General features: G+C 55.1%; 15 protein-coding genes and 4 tRNA genes. 7 read left to right on the forward strand and 12 right to left on the reverse strand.

Annotated elements, in window-relative coordinates; translation table 11 throughout:
• Positions 1–63: 63 nt before the first annotated feature.
• From rpoB to V8L73_RS17520, 12 genes are all read right to left on the reverse strand, one after another.
• A complete protein-coding gene (gene rpoB / locus V8L73_RS17465; RefSeq protein ID WP_261832531.1) occupies positions 64–4,092 on the reverse strand; it encodes a DNA-directed RNA polymerase subunit beta in 4,029 nt (1,342 codons plus the stop codon).
• A 341-nt stretch (positions 4,093–4,433) separates the two neighbouring features.
• Positions 4,434–4,799, reverse strand: a complete 366-nt coding sequence (gene rplL, locus V8L73_RS17470; protein ID WP_027275340.1) for a 50S ribosomal protein L7/L12 — start codon at positions 4,797–4,799, stop codon at positions 4,434–4,436.
• Positions 4,800–4,856: 57 nt separating this feature from the next.
• Complete coding sequence (rplJ, locus tag V8L73_RS17475; protein WP_027275339.1) at positions 4,857–5,354, reverse strand: 50S ribosomal protein L10; 498 nt, start codon at positions 5,352–5,354, stop codon at positions 4,857–4,859.
• Positions 5,355–5,669: 315 nt separating this feature from the next.
• Complete coding sequence (gene rplA / locus V8L73_RS17480) at positions 5,670–6,374, reverse strand: 50S ribosomal protein L1 (RefSeq protein WP_027275338.1); 705 nt, start codon at positions 6,372–6,374, stop codon at positions 5,670–5,672.
• Between the two features lie 3 nt (positions 6,375–6,377).
• The gene (gene rplK / locus V8L73_RS17485) at positions 6,378–6,806 is read right to left on the reverse strand and encodes a 50S ribosomal protein L11 (protein ID WP_027275337.1); all 429 of its coding nucleotides are present in this window, start codon (positions 6,804–6,806) and stop codon (positions 6,378–6,380) included.
• 159 nt (positions 6,807–6,965) lie between these two features.
• Complete coding sequence (gene nusG / locus V8L73_RS17490; RefSeq protein ID WP_027275336.1) at positions 6,966–7,511, reverse strand: transcription termination/antitermination protein NusG; 546 nt, start codon at positions 7,509–7,511, stop codon at positions 6,966–6,968.
• A gap of 1 nt (position 7,512) precedes the next feature.
• The gene (gene secE, locus V8L73_RS17495; RefSeq protein WP_027275335.1) at positions 7,513–7,896 is read right to left on the reverse strand and encodes a preprotein translocase subunit SecE; all 384 of its coding nucleotides are present in this window, start codon (positions 7,894–7,896) and stop codon (positions 7,513–7,515) included.
• 259 nt (positions 7,897–8,155) lie between these two features.
• Entirely contained in the window at positions 8,156–9,340 is a 1,185-nt protein-coding gene (tuf, locus tag V8L73_RS17500; RefSeq protein ID WP_036038195.1) for an elongation factor Tu, read from the reverse strand.
• A gap of 119 nt (positions 9,341–9,459) precedes the next feature.
• Positions 9,460–9,535: transfer RNA gene (locus V8L73_RS17505), tRNA-Thr, on the reverse strand.
• A 3-nt stretch (positions 9,536–9,538) separates the two neighbouring features.
• Positions 9,539–9,613 (reverse strand) — tRNA-Gly (locus V8L73_RS17510).
• A 323-nt stretch (positions 9,614–9,936) separates the two neighbouring features.
• Positions 9,937–10,021 (reverse strand) — tRNA-Tyr (locus V8L73_RS17515).
• A gap of 25 nt (positions 10,022–10,046) precedes the next feature.
• Positions 10,047–10,122: transfer RNA gene (locus tag V8L73_RS17520), tRNA-Thr, on the reverse strand.
• 345 nt (positions 10,123–10,467) lie between these two features.
• On the opposite strand from V8L73_RS17520, the gene V8L73_RS17525 reads away from it, so the two are divergent.
• From V8L73_RS17525 to atoC, 7 genes are all read left to right on the forward strand, one after another.
• The gene (locus tag V8L73_RS17525; RefSeq protein WP_347253603.1) at positions 10,468–12,039 is read left to right on the forward strand and encodes an ABC transporter substrate-binding protein; all 1,572 of its coding nucleotides are present in this window, start codon (positions 10,468–10,470) and stop codon (positions 12,037–12,039) included.
• Positions 12,039–13,007, forward strand: a complete 969-nt coding sequence (locus tag V8L73_RS17530; RefSeq protein WP_347253604.1) for an ABC transporter permease — start codon at positions 12,039–12,041, stop codon at positions 13,005–13,007. Before V8L73_RS17525 ends, V8L73_RS17530 begins: the two co-directional genes overlap by 1 nt.
• Complete coding sequence (locus tag V8L73_RS17535) at positions 13,004–13,816, forward strand: ABC transporter permease (protein WP_347253605.1); 813 nt, start codon at positions 13,004–13,006, stop codon at positions 13,814–13,816. The genes V8L73_RS17530 and V8L73_RS17535 overlap by 4 nt, the downstream gene beginning before the upstream one ends.
• Entirely contained in the window at positions 13,810–14,616 is an 807-nt protein-coding gene (locus V8L73_RS17540; RefSeq protein ID WP_347253606.1) for an ATP-binding cassette domain-containing protein, read from the forward strand. The genes V8L73_RS17535 and V8L73_RS17540 overlap by 7 nt, the downstream gene beginning before the upstream one ends.
• Positions 14,600–15,208, forward strand: a complete 609-nt coding sequence (locus tag V8L73_RS17545) for an ATP-binding cassette domain-containing protein (RefSeq protein WP_347253607.1) — start codon at positions 14,600–14,602, stop codon at positions 15,206–15,208. The genes V8L73_RS17540 and V8L73_RS17545 overlap by 17 nt, the downstream gene beginning before the upstream one ends.
• Before the next feature lie 129 nt (positions 15,209–15,337).
• Positions 15,338–17,188, forward strand: a complete 1,851-nt coding sequence (gene atoS, locus V8L73_RS17550; protein ID WP_071783414.1) for a two-component system sensor histidine kinase AtoS — start codon at positions 15,338–15,340, stop codon at positions 17,186–17,188.
• Positions 17,185–18,561 carry an acetoacetate metabolism transcriptional regulator AtoC gene (gene atoC / locus V8L73_RS17555; protein WP_027275741.1) on the forward strand — a complete coding sequence of 459 codons (1,377 nt, stop codon included), beginning with the start codon at positions 17,185–17,187 and terminating at the stop codon, positions 18,559–18,561. Before atoS ends, atoC begins: the two co-directional genes overlap by 4 nt.
• Positions 18,562–18,689: the final 128 nt, after the last annotated feature.

An 18,689-nucleotide genomic window follows, 5' to 3' on the forward strand; every position in this document is an offset into this window, starting at 1 on the left:
GGGGTTAAGCGCCCCTGTACCTGCAACCATCCCCGGCGAACCGGGGCTTACGGTATGAGGAACTTATTCCTCTTCCAACTCGATGTTGATACCCAGCGAACGGATTTCTTTCAGCAATACGTTGAAAGACTCGGGCATGCCCGGCTCCATCTGATGGTTGCCATCCACGATGTTTTTGTACATCTTGGTACGGCCGTTGACATCGTCGGACTTGACGGTCAGCATCTCCTGAAGCGTGTACGCTGCGCCATAGGCTTCCAGCGCCCACACTTCCATCTCACCGAAGCGCTGTCCACCGAACTGCGCCTTACCACCCAGCGGCTGCTGAGTAACCAGGCTATAAGAACCGGTAGAGCGTGCATGCATCTTGTCATCAACCAGGTGGTTAAGCTTCAGCATGTACATGTAGCCAACGGTAACCGGACGCTCAAACTTCTCACCGGTACGTCCATCAAACAGCGTGATCTGACCTGAGGTCGGCAAGCCGCCCAGCGTCAGCAGCTCTTTAATTTCTTTCTCTTTGGCGCCGTCAAACACCGGAGTCGCTATCGGCATACCCTTACGCAGGTTTTCAGCCAGCGTCAGCACTTCTTCATCGCTGAAGGTGTTGAGGTCTACGGTCTGACGGGTAGTATCGCCCAGATCGTATGCCTTCTGGATGAACTCGCGCAGCTTGGCTACTTCCTGCTGCTGCTTGAGCATGGCGTTGATCTTGTCGCCGATGCCTTTTGCAGCCATACCCAGGTGAGTTTCCAGGATCTGACCGATGTTCATACGAGACGGTACGCCCAGCGGGTTCAGTACGATGTCGACCGGCGTGCCGTTCTCGTCGTAAGGCATATCTTCGATCGGGTTGATCTTAGAGATAACGCCCTTGTTACCGTGACGGCCTGCCATCTTATCGCCCGGCTGAATCTGACGCTTAACGGCCAGATAGACCTTGACGATCTTCAGCACGCCCGGTGCGAGGTCGTCGCCCTGGGTGATCTTGCGGCGCTTGCCTTCCAGCTTCTTCTCAAACTCGGACTTCAGCTCGTCGTACTGCTCGGCCAGCTGCTCCAGCTGGTTTTGCTTCTCTTCGTCGCTTAAGCCGATTTCCAGCCACTTGTCGTGGGTTAGCTTGGAAAGCTTCTCTTCTTCGATACCGCCGGCGACCAGCACGTCGTGGATACGGGCAAACAGGCCAGCTTCGAGGATCTTCAGCTCTTCCGTCAGGTCTTTTCTTACCTGCTTAAGCTGCATGTCTTCGATTTCAAGCGCACGCTTGTCCTTCTCTACGCCGTCGCGGGTAAATACCTGCACGTCGATAATGGTGCCGGATACGCCGTTCGGTACGCGCAGCGAGGAGTCCTTAACGTCAGACGCCTTTTCACCGAAGATTGCGCGCAGCAGCTTCTCTTCCGGCGTCAGCTGGGTTTCACCTTTCGGCGTTACCTTACCGACCAGAATGTCGCCGCCGGTCACTTCCGCACCGATGTAAACGATACCGGATTCATCCAGCTTGGAGAGCGCTGCTTCACCGACGTTCGGGATGTCAGCGGTGATCTCTTCAGGCCCCAGCTTGGTGTCGCGAGACACGCAGGAGAGTTCCTGAATGTGGATGGTGGTAAATCTGTCTTCCTGAACCACGCGTTCGGACACCAAAATGGAGTCTTCGAAGTTGTAGCCGTTCCAGGGCATGAACGCTACGCGCATGTTCTGACCCAGAGCCAGTTCACCGAGGTCGGTAGACGGGCCGTCGGCCAGCACGTCGCCGCGCTCAACCTTCTCGTCCAACGCCACGCACGGCATCTGGTTGATACAGGTGTTCTGGTTGGAACGGGTGTACTTGGTCAGGTTATAAATATCAATGCCCGCTTCGCCCGGCATCATTTCGTCTTCGTTAACTTTGATAACGATACGAGATGCGTCGACGTACTGAACGGTACCGCCGCGCGTTGCGACAGAAGTAACGCCCGAGTCAACGGCAACGGCGCGCTCCATACCGGTACCTACCAGCGGCTTGTCGGCGCGCAGGGTCGGAACCGCCTGACGTTGCATGTTCGCCCCCATCAGGGCGCGGTTAGCATCGTCGTGCTCAAGGAACGGAATCAGCGAGGCGCCGACGGAAACTACCTGCTGGGTCGAAACGTCCATATAGTCAACCTGATCGCGGCTGAACAGGCTGGATTCGCCCTTGTTACGGCAGGTAACCAGGTCTTCAATGAAGTGGCCTTCGTCGTCCAGGTTGGAGTTCGCCTGAGCGATAACGAAGTTGCCTTCTTCAATGGCAGACAGGTAATGAATTTCGTCGGTCACAACGCCGTCAGTCACCTTACGGTAAGGCGTCTCGAGGAAGCCGTACTCGTTGGTCTGTGCGTACACGGACAGAGAGTTAATCAGACCGATGTTCGGACCTTCAGGCGTTTCGATAGGACACACGCGGCCGTAGTGGGTCGGGTGAACGTCTCGAACTTCAAAGCCCGCGCGTTCGCGCGTCAGGCCGCCTGGGCCGAGGGCAGAGATACGACGCTTGTGCGTAATCTCTGACAGCGGGTTGTTTTGGTCCATAAACTGGGACAGCTGGCTTGAGCCGAAGAACTCTTTCACCGCCGCCGAAATCGGCTTGGCGTTGATCATGTCCTGAGGCATCAGGGTATCCAGATCGCCTAAAGACAGGCGCTCTTTCACCGCGCGCTCAACGCGAACCAGGCCTACGCGGAACTGGTTTTCGGCCATTTCGCCGACGGAACGGATGCGGCGGTTGCCCAGGTGGTCGATGTCATCCACTTCACCGATACCGTTACGGATACCGATGAGCTTTTTCATGACGTCGATAATGTCTTCTTTGCTCAGAATGCCGGAACCTTCGATCTCGTCGCGGCCCAGAGAGCGGTTGAACTTCATGCGGCCTACTGCAGAAAGGTCATAGCGGTCTTCCGAGAAGAACAGGTTCTCAAACAGGTTTTCAGCCGCTTCGCGCGTCGGCGGTTCGCCTGGGCGCATCATGCGATAGATTTCGACCAGCGCGCTCAGGCGGTCGGTCGTGGTATCCACGCGCAGCGTTTCAGACATATAGGCGCCGTGGTCGAGATCGTTGGTAAACAGCGTCTCGATGCGCTTGTGGCCCGCCATGCTCAGCTTGGCCAGAAGATCCAGCGTCAGCTCCATGTTGGCCGGGCAAATGATTTCGCCGGTGGCTTCATCGATATAGTCTTTCGCGGCCACCTTGCTGATGATGTACTCGGTCGGCACTTCGATCTTGTCGATACCGTCCTTTTCCAGCATGCGGATATGGCGAGCGGTAATACGGCGGCCTTTTTCTACATAGACCTTGCCGTTGGCTTCGATATCAAAAGAAGCCGTTTCACCGCGCAGGCGCTCAGGAACGAGCTCCATCTGCAGCTTGTTGTCGCGAATTTCAAAGACGACTTTGTCGAAGAACAGGCCCAGAATTTCTTCTGAGGTAAAGTTCAAGGCGCGCAGAATGATCGTCGCTGGCAGCTTGCGGCGACGGTCAATACGGACAAACAGGTTGTCCTTCGGGTCGAACTCAAAGTCCAACCAGGAACCGCGATAAGGAATGATGCGTGCGTTATAAAGCACCTTGCCCGATGAGTGGGTCTTGCCCTTATCGCTGTCAAAGAACACGCCCGGGCTTCTGTGCAGCTGGGAAACGATAACGCGCTCAGTGCCGTTAATCACGAACGTTCCGTTATCGGTCATGAGCGGAATTTCGCCCATGTAGACTTCTTGCTCTTTGATGTCTTTTACGGTACCCGCCGGCGCGTCACGATCGTAAATGACCAGACGCAGCTTCACGCGCAGAGGCGCAGAGAAGGTGACACCGCGGATTTGACACTCTTTGACGTCGAATACAGGTTCACCGAGGCGATAGCTGACATACTGCAGCTCAGAGCTGCCGCTGTAGCTTTGGATAGGGAACACGGAGCGGAATGCTGCTTCCAGGCCGTGTTGGCCTTCCGAATCTTGCTCGATAAACTTCTGGAACGAGTCAAGCTGGATTGAAAGAAGGTATGGAACGTCCAAAACCTGCGGACGTTTGCCAAAATCCTTACGAATACGTTTTTTCTCGGTATAGGAGTAAACCATAGGGTTCCTCAGCTCGCTGACAAGTCGACCCATGCCGCCCGCCCGAACAGGGGCAGCTCTTCATCTTCATACGAACACTATTTACTTCGATCGGAGGCGGAGAAAACCTCCGCAATACTCATTTCTATTACTCTTAAATCATTTCATTGCGCTTGTACTTAGGCCGTTAGCTCAAAGCAGGGGACGCAGTATATTAAGTCGTCAATAGAAAGAAATATTGGGGTTGTTCAGTGGACAAACAGTGTGAAATCCCACTGACACCCTATAGCGCAAAAAGGCTGGTGACCAAAAAGTCACCAGCCATCAGCCTTTTAAGTCAGGCTGCAAACTGGAAAAAAGTCTTACTTGACCTCAACGGTCGCGCCTGCTTCTTCCAGAGACTTCTTAAGAGCTTCAGCTTCATCTTTGCTGATGCCTTCTTTAACGGCTGCAGGAGCTGCTTCAACCAGATCCTTCGCTTCTTTCAGACCCAGACCGGTCGCGCCGCGAACTGCTTTGATAGCAGCTACTTTGTTAGCGCCAGCGCTGGTCAGAATGACGTCGAATTCAGTCTTTTCTTCAACTTCAACGGCCGGGCCAGCAGCAACAGCTACGGCAGCGGCAGCAGAAACGCCGAATTTTTCTTCCATCATGGAGATCAGTTCAACAACGTCCATTACGGACATTTCTGCAACTGCGTCCAGAATTTGCTCTTTAGTGATAGACATAATCATTATTCCTGAATGTAGAAAGTAGTTTATACGTTAGCAAATACAACGTGGCGATTAAGCCGCTTGCTTGCTGTCGCGCAGTGCCGCAAGAGTACGGACCAGTTTGCCTGCAGAGGCTTCTTTCATGGCCGACATCAGGCGCGCGATAGCTTCTTCGTAAGTTGGCAGAGTTGCCAGGCGGTCGATTTGGGCCGCTGGGATAAACTCGCCTTCAAAGGCTGCGCCTTTAACCTCAAACTTTGCATTGTCCTTAGCGAACGCTTTGAACAGACGAGCGCCAGCGCCCGGATGCTCATGAGAAAATGCAATTAAGGTTGGACCGACGAACGTGTCTTTCAGGCACTCGAACTGAGTACCTTCAACGACGCGACGCATCAGCGTGTTGCGAACAACGCGCATGTAAACGCCAGCTTCACGGCCTGCTTTACGCAGTTCGGTCATTTTGTCTACGGTAACGCCACGGGAATCCGCAACGACGGCAGACAGCGCGCCCTTGGCTACTTCACTCACTTCAGCAACAATCGCTTGTTTGTCTTGAAGATTTAATGCCATTGGCTTTTTGCTCCTGGATTAAGCCGGGAAAATTCCCGGAACTCACTTTTCACCCGAACCTTAGTTCCCAAAGGCGTTTAGGAAGCGGGCGTTGAAACACGGTGAGTAGAATCCAGCAAAAATTTCTTTAAAAGACATTTTTAGGCTCTCTCACCGTCTACGCAGGCCGTTGTTCTTTTTAAAAAAGAACGCGTAATTAAGTATGTCGCCATACGCCTGCGGTCTTGGACGGAGGCCTGGATAAGGCCAGGCTCCAACCGGAAAATCTAAGGGGCTAAATTCTAGACGAATCCAGCCCCGTAGTAAAGCAGTGAATTAGTTCGCTGCTGCGCTCAGGCTGCCCTGATCGATAGCCACGCCCGCGCCCATAGTAGTGGACAGGCTGATCTTCTTAACGAAGATGCCTTTAGCGGTAGAAGGCTTAGCCTTCTTCAGCGCGGACAGCAGAGACTCTAAGTTCTCTTGCAGTTGAACGGCGTCAAAGTCAACCTTACCGATAGTGGTATGGATAATGCCGTTCTTGTCGTTGCGGTAACGAACCTGACCGGCCTTAGCGTTTTTAACCGCTTCAGCAACGTTCGGCGTTACGGTGCCGACTTTCGGGTTCGGCATCAGGCCGCGAGGACCTAAAACCTGACCCAGTTGGCCAACAACGCGCATTGCGTCCGGAGAGGCGATAACAACGTCAAAGTTCATTTCGCCTTTCTTGATCTGATCGGCCAGATCTTCCATACCTACCAGTTCAGCGCCGGCAGCCTTAGCTGCTTCAGCGTTAGCGCCCTGAGTAAATACGGCAACGCGAACGGAACGACCGGTGCCGTGCGGCAGTACGGTAGCACCACGTACGTTTTGATCTGATTTACGAGCATCGATGCCGAGGTTAACGGCTACGTCGACGCTTTCAACGAACTTGGCGGTAGCCAGTTCTTTCAGCAGCGCAACGGCTTCAGTAATCGGATACTGCTTAGTTGCATCAACTTTTTCACGAATAACGCGCATGCGCTTGGTTAGCTTAGCCATCGATTAACCCTCCACTACCAGGCCCATGGAACGCGCAGTACCTTCGATCGAACGCACCATGGCGTCGATGTCAGCACCCGTCATATCCGCTGCTTTAGTCTGAGCAATTTCGCGAACCTGAGCCGCGGTTACAGTGCCCACTTTGGTCTTGTTCGGTACACCAGAACCAGACTTGATGCCAGCAGCTTTCTTCAGCAGAACGGCTGCAGGAGGAGTCTTGGTTACGAAGGTGAAAGAACGGTCAGCGTAAACGGTGATAACAACAGGGATCGGCAGGCCTTTTTCAATGCTGTCAGTTTTAGCGTTGAATGCCTTACAGAATTCCATGATGTTAACGCCCTGTTGACCCAGAGCGGGACCAACCGGCGGACTTGGGTTAGCCATACCGGCTGCAACTTGCAGCTTAACGTAGGCTTGGACTTTCTTAGCCATTGAGATTTCCTCAGTTTGGGTTATAGCGCCTCATAGAGGCTCCCCGATTCAGTTTATAGAAAAACAAAAAAATAAAAGGCGCGAAATTATAAAATAACTTCGCACCTCTTTCAAGAGGTCAACGCTTGGCGCGTCGACTTTAAATTAACCGATTGCGGTTTAGCCTTTCTCTACCTGGCTGAAGTCCAGCTCGACCGGCGTTGAACGACCAAAGATAGAAACGGATACTTTCAGGCGGCTCTTCTCGTAGTCAACTTCTTCCACTACGCCGTTAAAGTCAGCAAACGGACCGTCGTTAACGCGAACCATTTCACCCGGTTCAAACAGCGTCTTCGGCCTTGGCTTATCGCCAACCTGCTGCAGGCGGTTCATAATAGCGTCGACTTCTTTGTCGCTGATAGGCGCAGGTCGGTCAGACGTGCCGCCGATAAAGCCCATCACGCGAGGAATGCTGCGCACCAAGTGCCAGGTCGCGTCGTTCATCGCCATCTGCACCAGCACGTAGCCAGGGAAGAACTTGCGCTCGCTCTTACGGCGCTGGCCGCCGCGAATCTCTACAACTTCTTCAGTCGGCACCATTACTTCGCCAAACTGATCTTCCATTTCGTGCAGCTTGATGTGCTCACGCAGGGACTGGGCGACGCGGCCTTCAAAACCGGAAAATGCTTGAACCACGTACCAACGCTTCTTAGGGGCTTCAGACATTTTAGAACCTCAGGCCAGTGATAAATGAGACCAAACGGACCAGAATACCATCCAGCCCCCACAGGATCAGCGACATAACGACGGTTACGGCGGCAACGATAAGCGTCGTATGCAGGGCTTCCTGACGCGTGGGCCAGATCACCTTGCGCATCTCAATGCGCGCGGCGCGAGCAAACTCGAGCGTCGCCTTGCCTTTTGCCGTAAGCATCGCAATGACGAAGGCTATCCCAATAACGACAACGACGGCCGTTGCGCGCAGAAGAACGCTGTATTCCCGATACAAAAAGTTACCGACGATCGCAGCAAGCACCAGCACGGCGACGATAATCCACTTAACGGTATCCAGTTTTCCACCGCTTCCTTGAGCTTCGGTATTCGCACTCATAAACCAACCTGTCATTATGACTTAAATAAACTTTACCCCGCATTATAGCAGAGCAACCAAGCCGAACGCCCTTATCTTCGGCATCTAATCGTAGCTATATCACAGCTATGCCGTAAGATATGAGCCTATCTCACCCTGATTCTCAGACCCGTTTCTAATAAGAATTTCGGTCAAAAAACCTGATGAGATAGGTTCTTTTTTTTTGCAACGTTGAAAAAGGGCATCAAATGATGCCCTTTTAAAGCCCGTTACGTCAATCTTATTTGACGATCTTGGCGACAACGCCCGCACCAACGGTACGGCCGCCTTCGCGGATTGCGAAGCGCAGACCTTCATCCATTGCGATCGGCGCAATCAGACTTACGGTCATCTGAATGTTGTCGCCTGGCATTACCATCTCTACGCCTTCCGGCAGTTCGATGGTGCCTGTCACGTCAGTCGTACGGAAGTAGAACTGAGGACGGTAGCCTTTGAAGAACGGAGTATGACGGCCGCCTTCATCCTTGCTCAGGATATACACTTCTGACACGAACTGAGTGTGAGGAGTGATGGTGCCCGGCTTGGCCAGAACTTGACCACGTTCGATTTCGTCACGCTTGGTACCGCGCAGCAGAACGCCCACGTTCTCGCCCGCACGGCCTTCGTCCAGCAGCTTACGGAACATTTCAACGCCGGTACAGGTGGTCTTGGTGGTATCTTTGATACCGACGATTTCCACTTCTTCACCGACTTTGATAATGCCGCGCTCTACGCGACCTGTTACTACGGTACCGCGACCGGAGATTGAGAATACGTCTTCGATAGGCAGCAGGAACGGCTTGTCAATCGCACGCTCTGGCTCTGGGATGTAGCTATCCAGCGCTTCCGCCAGCTCGATGATCTTCTTCTCCCACTCGGCGTCGCCTTCCAGCGCTTTCAGCGCAGAACCGCGGATTACCGGAGTGTCGTCGCCCGGGAAGTCGTACTGAGACAGAAGTTCACGAACTTCCATTTCAACCAGTTCCAGCAGCTCTTCGTCATCAACCATATCGCACTTGTTCAGGAATACGATGATGTACGGAACGCCTACCTGGCGACCCAGCAGGATGTGCTCGCGAGTCTGAGGCATCGGGCCGTCGGTCGCTGCTACTACCAGGATTGCACCGTCCATCTGAGCTGCGCCGGTGATCATGTTCTTAACGTAGTCGGCGTGCCCCGGGCAGTCAACGTGCGCGTAGTGGCGAGACGGGGTGTCATATTCAACGTGAGAGGTGTTGATGGTGATACCGCGAGCCTTTTCTTCCGGCGCGTTGTCGATTTGGTCGAATGCGCGAGCGTTACCGCCGTAGGTCTTAGCCAAAACGGTGGTGATTGCTGCCGTCAGCGTAGTTTTACCGTGGTCAACGTGGCCGATAGTACCGACGTTAACGTGCGGTTTTGTACGTTCAAATTTTTCTTTAGACATCGATAGTCCCTCTAAAACACGATAGATCGTGGTTAAACCACATTAACCAAGCAAAAGCTTGTACAACAACGGTATTGAGTTATAGAGGAAGTCAGGGGATAAAAACGGAGAAAGGAAAGTGGTGCTGATAGGCAGATTCGAACTGCCGACCTCACCCTTACCAAGGGTGCGCTCTACCAACTGAGCTATATCAGCACTTGGAGCGGGCAGTGGGAATCGAACCCACATCATCAGCTTGGAAGGCTGAGGTAATAGCCATTATACGATGCCCGCAGTTCCGAACTCAGCGACCTGGTGCTTCAACACTCTAAACTCGGTGGTGGGGGAAGAATAACTCGATACGCTGCGATAACGCTTTGGGTGGAACACCCTCCGGGTAACTACCTGAGTAGTCGTTCTCGCCTTGCTGAGTGCTGAACTCCAACAGAGCTCTTACTCATCCCCTTTCAGGTGTCTTTTCAGACACTGTATTAACGCCACTTCGCGTCAACACAATCAAGCTATATCGGTAAAGGACAATTTGTCGCTCTACCTTTCCAACAGGCGCTCCAGAATGAAGCTGCCTACCGGTTTTACCACATCGCTGTGGTGAATAATGGTGGTGGGGGAAGGATTCGAACCTTCGAAGTGAGTCACGGCAGATTTACAGTCTGCTCCCTTTGGCCGCTCGGGAACCCCACCTAATTTTCTTTTCTTGACGCTTGGCTGGTGCCGGCTGCCGGAATCGAACTGGCGACCTACTGATTACAAGTCAGTTGCTCTACCTACTGAGCTAAGCCGGCATCAAGTGCTGCGCATTCTAGGGAGACATGAAGCGCGATGCAACAAAAAAATTCAGTTTAATGCGCTATCGCTCAATTTTTGGTCAAAGCAATCTTTTTTTCACCAACGAAGTATACATTGTAGCCAATTCCCACACCAAATTTGAAGAACTTTTAAACAGTTCTCAGACGACGACATTTCTTCTTCGTTTTTCATCGACTTTCAATAATTCGATCTATATCAAAGCGCCGCTCTTTTGCCCCTGCTATAAATTCGCCCGAACCAAAGTATGAACTTTTCATTAAAAGTTATGAGTCACGCGCGATTATCACACCGCCCGGTTGACTAAAAGGAGCCGACTCCCTATGAAAATAAAGCTCTCCTCTATGGCCATTTGCCTTACCGCTGCCCTTTCGCTCATTCCTGTAGCCGCATCAGAGGCCCACACGCTCAAGCTAGCCATTGGCGCAGAGCCGTCTGAAGGGTTCGACCCTCTGCTAGGCTGGAGCCACGGCAGCTACGTTTTACTGCACGCTCCTCTTTTGCGGCAAAACGCCGATCTCACCTTTCGGCCTCTGTTGGCCGAAAGCTACTCGTTAAGCGATGACGGCACAACCTGGACGCTTCGCCTGAAGCCTGACCTTAAGTTTTCCGACGGCTCGCCATTGACGGCGAGAGACGTTGCGTTTTCCTACAATCAGGCCGCCGTCAGCGGCGGTAAGGCCGATATGGGCAGCTTCAGCCTGGCCAAAGCGCTTGATGAGCGCACGGTCGCAATTATGCTGAAACACCCTGAAAGCACTTTTATCAACGTACTCGGCGCGCTGGGCATCGTACCCGAAGCGAAATACGGAAAAAATTTCGCACAGTCCCCCATAGGTGCAGGCCCCTATCGGCTTAGCAGCATGCAGCCCGGCCAACAGCTAATAGTAGAAGCGAACCCTTACTACGCCGGGCAGAAGAACGATTTTGAAAAGCTGGTGTTCGTCTTTCTCGATCAGGACAGCGCCTACGCATCGGCAGCCAGCGGCAGTCTGGATTTAATAAGGATCCCGCAAACGATGGCCAATCAGGCCGTGCCTAATATGAAGCTGTTGGTACAAAAGAGCGTGGAAAACCGCGGGATTATGTTTCCGATGACGCCGCCGGGGAAAAAGGACGCTCAGGGTAATGACGTAGGCAACCGCGTCACCGCCGACCCGGCTATTCGCAAGGCGATTAACTACGCTGTCGACAGGGAACTGCTGGCCACGCAGCTGCTGGACGGCCAGGCCCGCCCGGCCTTTACCGCCGTAGACGGCCTACCGTGGGACAATCCAAACGCCAAATTTAAAGACGGCGATCTGAACAAAGCCAAACAAATACTGGATCAGGCCGGATGGACGACTAAAACGCCGGACGGCATCCGGGAGAAGAACGGCATTCAGGCCAAGGTCACGCTGTGGTACGCCAGCGGCGACAGCACGCGGCGAGATCTGGCTCAGGCGTTCAGCGCCATGATGAAGCCGCTGGGCATCGAGGTGTCGTTGAAATCGGGCAGTTGGGAAACCGTCGAACGCCATATGCATGCCAACCCCACGCTGTTTGGCTGGGGCAGCCTGGACCCAATGGAGCTCTATCATCACTACGCCAGCAGGCTGGGAGGAGAAGGCTACTTTAACCCGGGCTACTATGCCAACAGCGTGGTAGACGAACGCCTGAAGCAAGCCGTTGAAGCGCCAGACTGGCAGGCAGCCATCCCCCTTTGGCAAAAGGTGGACTGGGACGGCGCGACCGGCGCCGGCGTACGAGGAGATGCCGCCTGGGTTTGGCTGCTAAACCTCAACCATACCTATCTGGTAACCCCCTGCGTCAGCCTGGGCGAAGGCGCGCCGGAAGCGCACGGAGACTGGACGGTCTTAAACAACCTCGACGGCTGGCGCTGGACCTGCAAGTAATGACGTCGCGACCATCGGTTTCGCTTAGGCTCATTTGCCTGCTGTTCACGGTAACGGCAGGTATTTTCATATTGCTGAGCTTTTCACCGGTCGACCCTGTTCGCTCCTATATCGGCAACGATTTACTGCACGTTCCGCCAGAACAGTACGCGCAAATAGCCGCCCGCTGGGGGTTGGATCAGCCGCTTTGGCAACGCTTTCTGCTGTGGCTAAAGCAGGCCCTTCAGGGTGATTTGGGGTACTCCATGGTCTACAACGCGCCGGTGGTTGACGTCATCGCCCAGCGCTTCGCGACCTCTTTCGCCCTGCTGGCCGGCGCCTGGCTTCTTTCCGGCGTTTTCGGCATCGCGCTTGGCCTGACGGCCGGGCGCTACCTCAACCGCTGGCCGGATACGCTTATTCGCTCGCTCAGCTATCTTCTCTCGTCTTTACCTACGTTCTGGGTAGGCCTTTTGATGCTGGCATTTTTCTCCGTCAGGCTTGAGTGGGCGCCCATTTGCTGCGCCTGGCCGCCAGGGCTTACGCAGGAAGATGCGACGTTTGCCGAGCGGGTTCATCACCTGATATTGCCCACCCTCACCCTAAGCCTGCTCGGCGTCGGCAACATTGCGCTGCACACCCGCGCCCGCATTGAGCAGGCCAGCAGCAGCGAATTCATTCGCTATGCCTACGCTCAGGGTGACGGCGGGTGGCCTATGCTCCGCTTTCACCTGCTGCGCCATGCCCTCACGCCGGCCGTCTGTCTCCAGTTCGCCTCTTTGGGCGAGCTGTTAGGCGGCGCGCTGCTGGCGGAAAAGGTATTCGCCTATCCCGGGCTCGGACAGGCTACGATCGACGCAGGGCTGCGTGGCGATGTCCCTCTGCTACTAGGGATTAGCCTGTTCGCCGCGCTGCTGGTCTTTATTGGCAATACGCTTTCTTCGTTAATCCTTAAGCACCTCAACGCGCCGCTGAGGAGGGAGGAATGAGGTATTCCCTTAACGGCGCAGCGCTGCGGCTTGCGCTAGCGCTAGCGATACTCGTTACCCTGCTCGGAGCGGGCGCCTACGCCCTAAATCAGGACATAGCCTTAAACCTGCTCGCCCGCCGCGCCGCGCCCTCTTCCCAATTTTGGTTTGGAACCGATGGCCTGGGGCGCGACCTCTGGCTTCGCTGCCTTCAGGGCATGATGACCAGCGTTCAGATTGGCGCTACGTCCGCCCTGCTGAGCGGGCTGATTGCGCTGGCCGTCGCCGCTACCGGCCAGTTCGGCAAAGTGCTGGAGCAGCTGGTTCAAATCTTAACCGATACCTTTATCGCCCTGCCTCACCTTCTGCTGCTGATCCTTATCTGCTTTACCTTCGGCGGCGGCAAGTGGGGCGTGATTCTGGCCGTTTCACTCACCCACTGGCCCAAGCTTGCGCTGATCCTGCGGGCCGAACTGATGCGCATTCGAACGGCGGACTACGTGCTGTTGGCGCGTCGAACGGGATCGACGTACTGGCAGTGCTGCTACCGGCATTTTCTTCCCCTGCTGCTGCCCCAGCTCGTCGTCGGCATGCTGCTTATTTTCCCCCACGCGGTGTTGCACAGCGCGGGCCTGAGCTTCCTTGGATTCGGCCTGGAGCCTCACGAAGCCTCTCTGGGGCTACTGCTTTCGGACGCGCTGCGCTATCTGGCTAGCGGCGACTGGTGGCTGGCGTTTTACCCCGGCCTAACGCTGGTCGCGCTGGTGCTCACTATCGACCTGCTGGCACGCAGCCTGCAAAAGGTCTGGTTGAGGAGAACCTCATGTTAGAACTAAAAAACATCACCCTGCTTCAGGGCAAACATCGCTGGCTGAGAAAAACGACGTTTGAACCGATGCTGAGCGATATCAACCTTACGCTTCAACGTGGGGAGCTGGTCGCGCTGGTCGGCGGCAGCGGCGAAGGAAAAAGCCTGCTGTTGCAAAGCCTGCTTGGCCTGCTGCCTGACGCCATCAGCGCCCAAGGCCGCATCTTGCTCGATGGCCACGACGTTCCCCACGAGCGGCTGCAAGAACTAAGGGGGCGCGTTTTGGGCTATATTCCCCAGAGCGTCAGCGCCCTTAACCCACTGATTAAAACCGGCAGGCAGATCCAGAGAGCCGCAGGCCTGAGCGGCGATATGCCCTGCAATGACGAGATAGTGGAGAGGCTGAAGCGCTATCGCCTGTCGCCCGACCTGCTCAATCGCTATCCCCTTTCGCTGTCGGGCGGTATGGCCAAGCGGGTGCTTGTAAGCTGCGCCACGTTGAGCCAGTCGCGCTTTATTTTGGCCGACGAGATAACGGCCTGGCTTGACGAACGACATGCGGAAGTCCTGATGGGGCATCTAAAAACGCTTTGTGAGGAGGGCCGCGGGGTACTGTGGGTTACGCACGACCTGCATCTGGCTTCCCGCTATGCCGATAGAATCGCGGTTCTCCACCAGGGCGAACTTAAAGAGACGCTCTGCGCCCGCCAGCTTCGCAGCGGCGGCGGCAGCCCATGGATACAGTCGCTGTGGCGCTCGCTGCCGGAGTTTGATTTTTTCAACGAGCCTGAGGATAACGCGGTTCATGCTGCAAACGCATAATTTGAGCGTCCATCAGGGCGGCGCTGAGCTGTGGCGTTCGCTGAATTTGTCCATTGGGCCAGCGGAGCGGCTTGGCATTTTTGCGCCCAGCGGATATGGGAAAACGACGTTAGGGCGAGTCCTGGCCGGCTGGCAGCGGCCGAGCGCAGGCGAAGTTATGTTGGACGGCGAGCCGCTCCCAGCCAGCGGCTACTGCCCGGTTCAACTGGTTCCTCAGCACCCTGAACGCACGTTTAACCCCGCGCGCACCGTCGGTGCTGCGCTGCGCGACGTTTGGCAGCCGGAGGAGGAATGGCTTGAAGCGCTGTCGCTCCATCCACGGTTGCTAACGCGTTACCCTGATGAGGTTTCCGGCGGAGAGTTGGCGCGCATTGCCCTGCTGCGCGCCCTGGCCCCCCAAACGCGCTACCTGATCGCCGACGAAATCACCGCCCAATTGGACCCTTTCATTCAGGCTAAAGTGTGGCGCTTTCTCTTAGAGATAAGCGACCGCCGCCCCTTGGCGATGATCGTCATCAGCCACAGCCGCGCGCTGTTGAGCAACGTTTGCAGCCGCGTCTGGGAACCCGACTCGCGGGCAGCGGCCCGATAATCCTTTAGAGCTTCTTCACATTTTGCCCTGTTGCTTCTTGTTCCAAAAGAATAAGATCCTATAGTCGTGGGCCAACGCTCTGGCGACACTTTAGTTACCTTATCTCGAAGCACCAAGGACCCGGTTACCATGCCTGCTTTTTTATCCACGGCCAAACGCGCTCTGTCGACATGTCTCCCACACACGCTGCGCAATAAAATGATGATGCTGGCCATCCTGATGGTCACCGTGCCCACGCTGGTTATCGGCTATTTTGTTGAAACCGAGGGCAGAGACGCGCTGCTGGAAGAGAAAAGAATCAAGCTTTTCGCCGTCACTCACCTGTTGGACGAAGCGCTGGGAGACGATTTTCAGCGCTATGCCAACCTGTCGCGCGAAGACAGGATCCAGGCACTAAACCGCCTGCTGGCGCAGAGAACCGATCGGATCACCAAAGCATTTTCCGGCGTGGGGGCGGGCTACTATCACCGCGAACTCGACGCCATCGTGACCTACGGGCCGCAGGCGCAATACGGCTACGCCGTCGGCGTTTCCATCAAGCCGGACCACCCCGGCCGCGAGGTCATGGCCAGCGGAGAACCTCTGGTTAAGTGGGGTTCACAGGTGCGCGGCAACATCATGAACTCCATGATCCCGATTAAGCGGGAGGGTCAGGTCATCGGCTACATCTGGGCCAACGAGCTGTCAAACGACATTGACCGCCAAGCCTTGGCAATGGATATCAAAATCATGACGGTCATCGCCGTCGGCATGCTGCTCAGCGTTTGGCTTATCGCCGCATTTTCTCGCCGGTTCGCTTCCGATATAGACACAATTAAGGCAGGGCTCAACGAACTTCCGTTAGATCTCAATACAGTCATTCCGCCGATGAAAGGAGAAATGGGGGAGATAGCAGGCAGCGTCAACGCCCTTTCTCGGGCGCTTCGAGAAGCCAAGACGCTCAATGAGCTTATCGTAGAAAGCGCAGCGGATGGGGTTATCTCTGTCGATATCAACGGCTGCGTCACCATGATAAACCCGGCGGGTGAAACCATCACCGGCTACAAAAAGAAAGAGCTTATCGGTCGCCCCTATGCCGAAATCTTCGTGCATACCGACTTCGACAGTCCGGTGCTCGATACGCTGGAGCGCGGCATCGACCACGTCGCGCAGGAGGTCAACTTCCCGGGCAAGGGGCGTACTATTCAAATCAGCGTCAGCACCAGCCAGCTGCACAACGCTCAGGGCGAAACCGTCGGCGCGCTGGTTATCTTCACTGACCTGACAGCGGCCAAAGAGGTTCAGCGGCGCATCGAACAGGCCGAGCGCCTCGCCACGCTGGGCGAACTGATGGCGGGCGTGGCCCACGAAGTGCGAAATCCGCTGACGGCCATCAGCGGCTTTGTTCAGCTGCTTAAAGAAGGGGAGCAGGACCCGCAGCGTCTTGAGTACACGCATATCGTACTCAAAGAGGTTCGCTCTATTAACCGCGTTATTCAGCAGCTGCTGGACTTTGCCCGCCCTCGCCCAAGCCTTCACCAGAAAATCATGCTTAATCAGATTATTAACGAAAGCCTGATTTTAGTGAAAACCCGCGGGCTTGAGGCCAGAATCGACTTCCACGTCAATTTGGATGCAGAGCTGCCGGAGATCCACGCCGACGCAGAGCTGCTTAAGCAGGTCATCCTTAACCTTCTGATTAACGCCGTCCAATCCATCAACGCCAAAGGGGAAATCGACATATCTACGCGCACGCTCTCCGATGACAGGCAGGAAATCCGGATAAAGGACAACGGCTGCGGCATCCCTGACGCCATCAAGGCGAAAATTTTCGATCCGTTCTACACCACCAAGTCATCCGGAACCGGGCTTGGGCTTTCTATCAGCCAGCGCATCATTGCGTCCCACGGAGGTGATATCATGGTGGAAAGCGAACTCAACCGAGGCTCAACCTTTATTATTATTCTGCCGGTGACGCACAGCGAAGGAATCTTGCCATGAAAAAATCGTACCGCATTCTGCTCGTTGACGACGAAGAGAGCGTTTTACGCATGCTGATGGCCTTCTTTTCACACAACGGCCACCAGCCCATCTGCGCGCAGGACGGCCATCAGGCCGTTGAACTGTTCAAACAGCAGTCGCCGGACGTTGTGCTGATGGATATCCGCATGCCCAGGCTCAGCGGCATCGACGCGCTGCAGATGATGCGTAAGACCAATAAGGATACCCCCGTTATCCTGATGACTGCCTACGCCGCCGTTGAAACGGCGGTCGAGGCCCTGAGGCTCGGCGCTTTCGATTACGTCATCAAGCCCTTTGAGCTTGACGAGCTGAAGCTGATGGTGGACCGCGCCATGCAGCTGTGCGAAATGAAGCAGGAGATCAACCTGCTGCACCGCGCGCTGTCGGACAGCTATCAGTGGGATCGCATTTTAACCAACAGTCCAAAAATGATGGAGCTGTGCCGCGATACCGCTAAAATCGCCCAAAGCAGCGCCAGCGTGCTTATCACGGGTGAAAGCGGGACGGGAAAGGAGCTTATCGCCAAGGCTATCCACTACAACAGCCCCCGCGCCAAAGGGCCGTTTATTAAAATAAACTGCGGCGCGCTGCCCGAATCGCTGCTGGAAAGCGAGCTGTTCGGCCACGAGAAGGGGGCGTTCACCGGCGCGCAAACCCAGCGACAGGGCCTGTTTGAGCGGGCGAATCAGGGTACGCTGCTGCTGGATGAAGTCGGCGAAATGCCCCATAACCTACAGGTTAAACTGCTGCGCGTTCTGCAAGAGCGTGAATTTGAAAGGCTCGGCGGCAGCCAGACCATCAAAACCGATATTCGCCTTATTGCGGCCACCAACCGCAACCTGGCGCAGATGGTTGAACAGGGAACGTTTCGCCAGGACCTCTTCTATCGCCTGAACGTGATCCACCTGTCCCCGATTCCCCTGCGGGAGCGCCCTGAAGATATATCTCTGTTAGCGCAGCACTTTTTACAAAAGTTCAGCGCGGAAAACGGCAAAGAAATCGTCGAACTTGATCCCAGCACGCTGGCGATTCTAGAAGCCTACCCATGGCCGGGAAACGTCAGGGAGCTCTCCAACGCCATTGAACGGGCAGTGATCATGAGCAACGGCTTTATTATCTTCCCCGACGAACTGCCCGAACACCTGCAGCGGCAGCAAAACGTCCCCCACATCAGCGAAACCGTGCATACGCTGACGGGGCATACGCTAAAAGAGAACCTGAAGGCCTACGAGCGTGAGCTTATCTGTAACGCACTCAACGGCAATCAGGGCAATCGAGTTCAAACCGCAAGAGCGCTGGGCATCAGCCGCCGAGCGCTGATGTATAAGCTGCAGGAATACGAAATAGAATAGTTATACCTGTGTCATATCGACTCAAAGGGCCCGACGCTTCAGGCCCTTTCCCATCTTAATGGTGAAACAAAAAATGCACACCTGTGCAAAAAATTGCACTCTCTGACCGCCTGTTTCATCCCTGCTCT

It is taken from the genome of Leminorella grimontii, assembly GCF_039789245.1.
In the GTDB taxonomy this organism is placed as follows: domain Bacteria; phylum Pseudomonadota; class Gammaproteobacteria; order Enterobacterales; family Enterobacteriaceae; genus Leminorella; species Leminorella grimontii.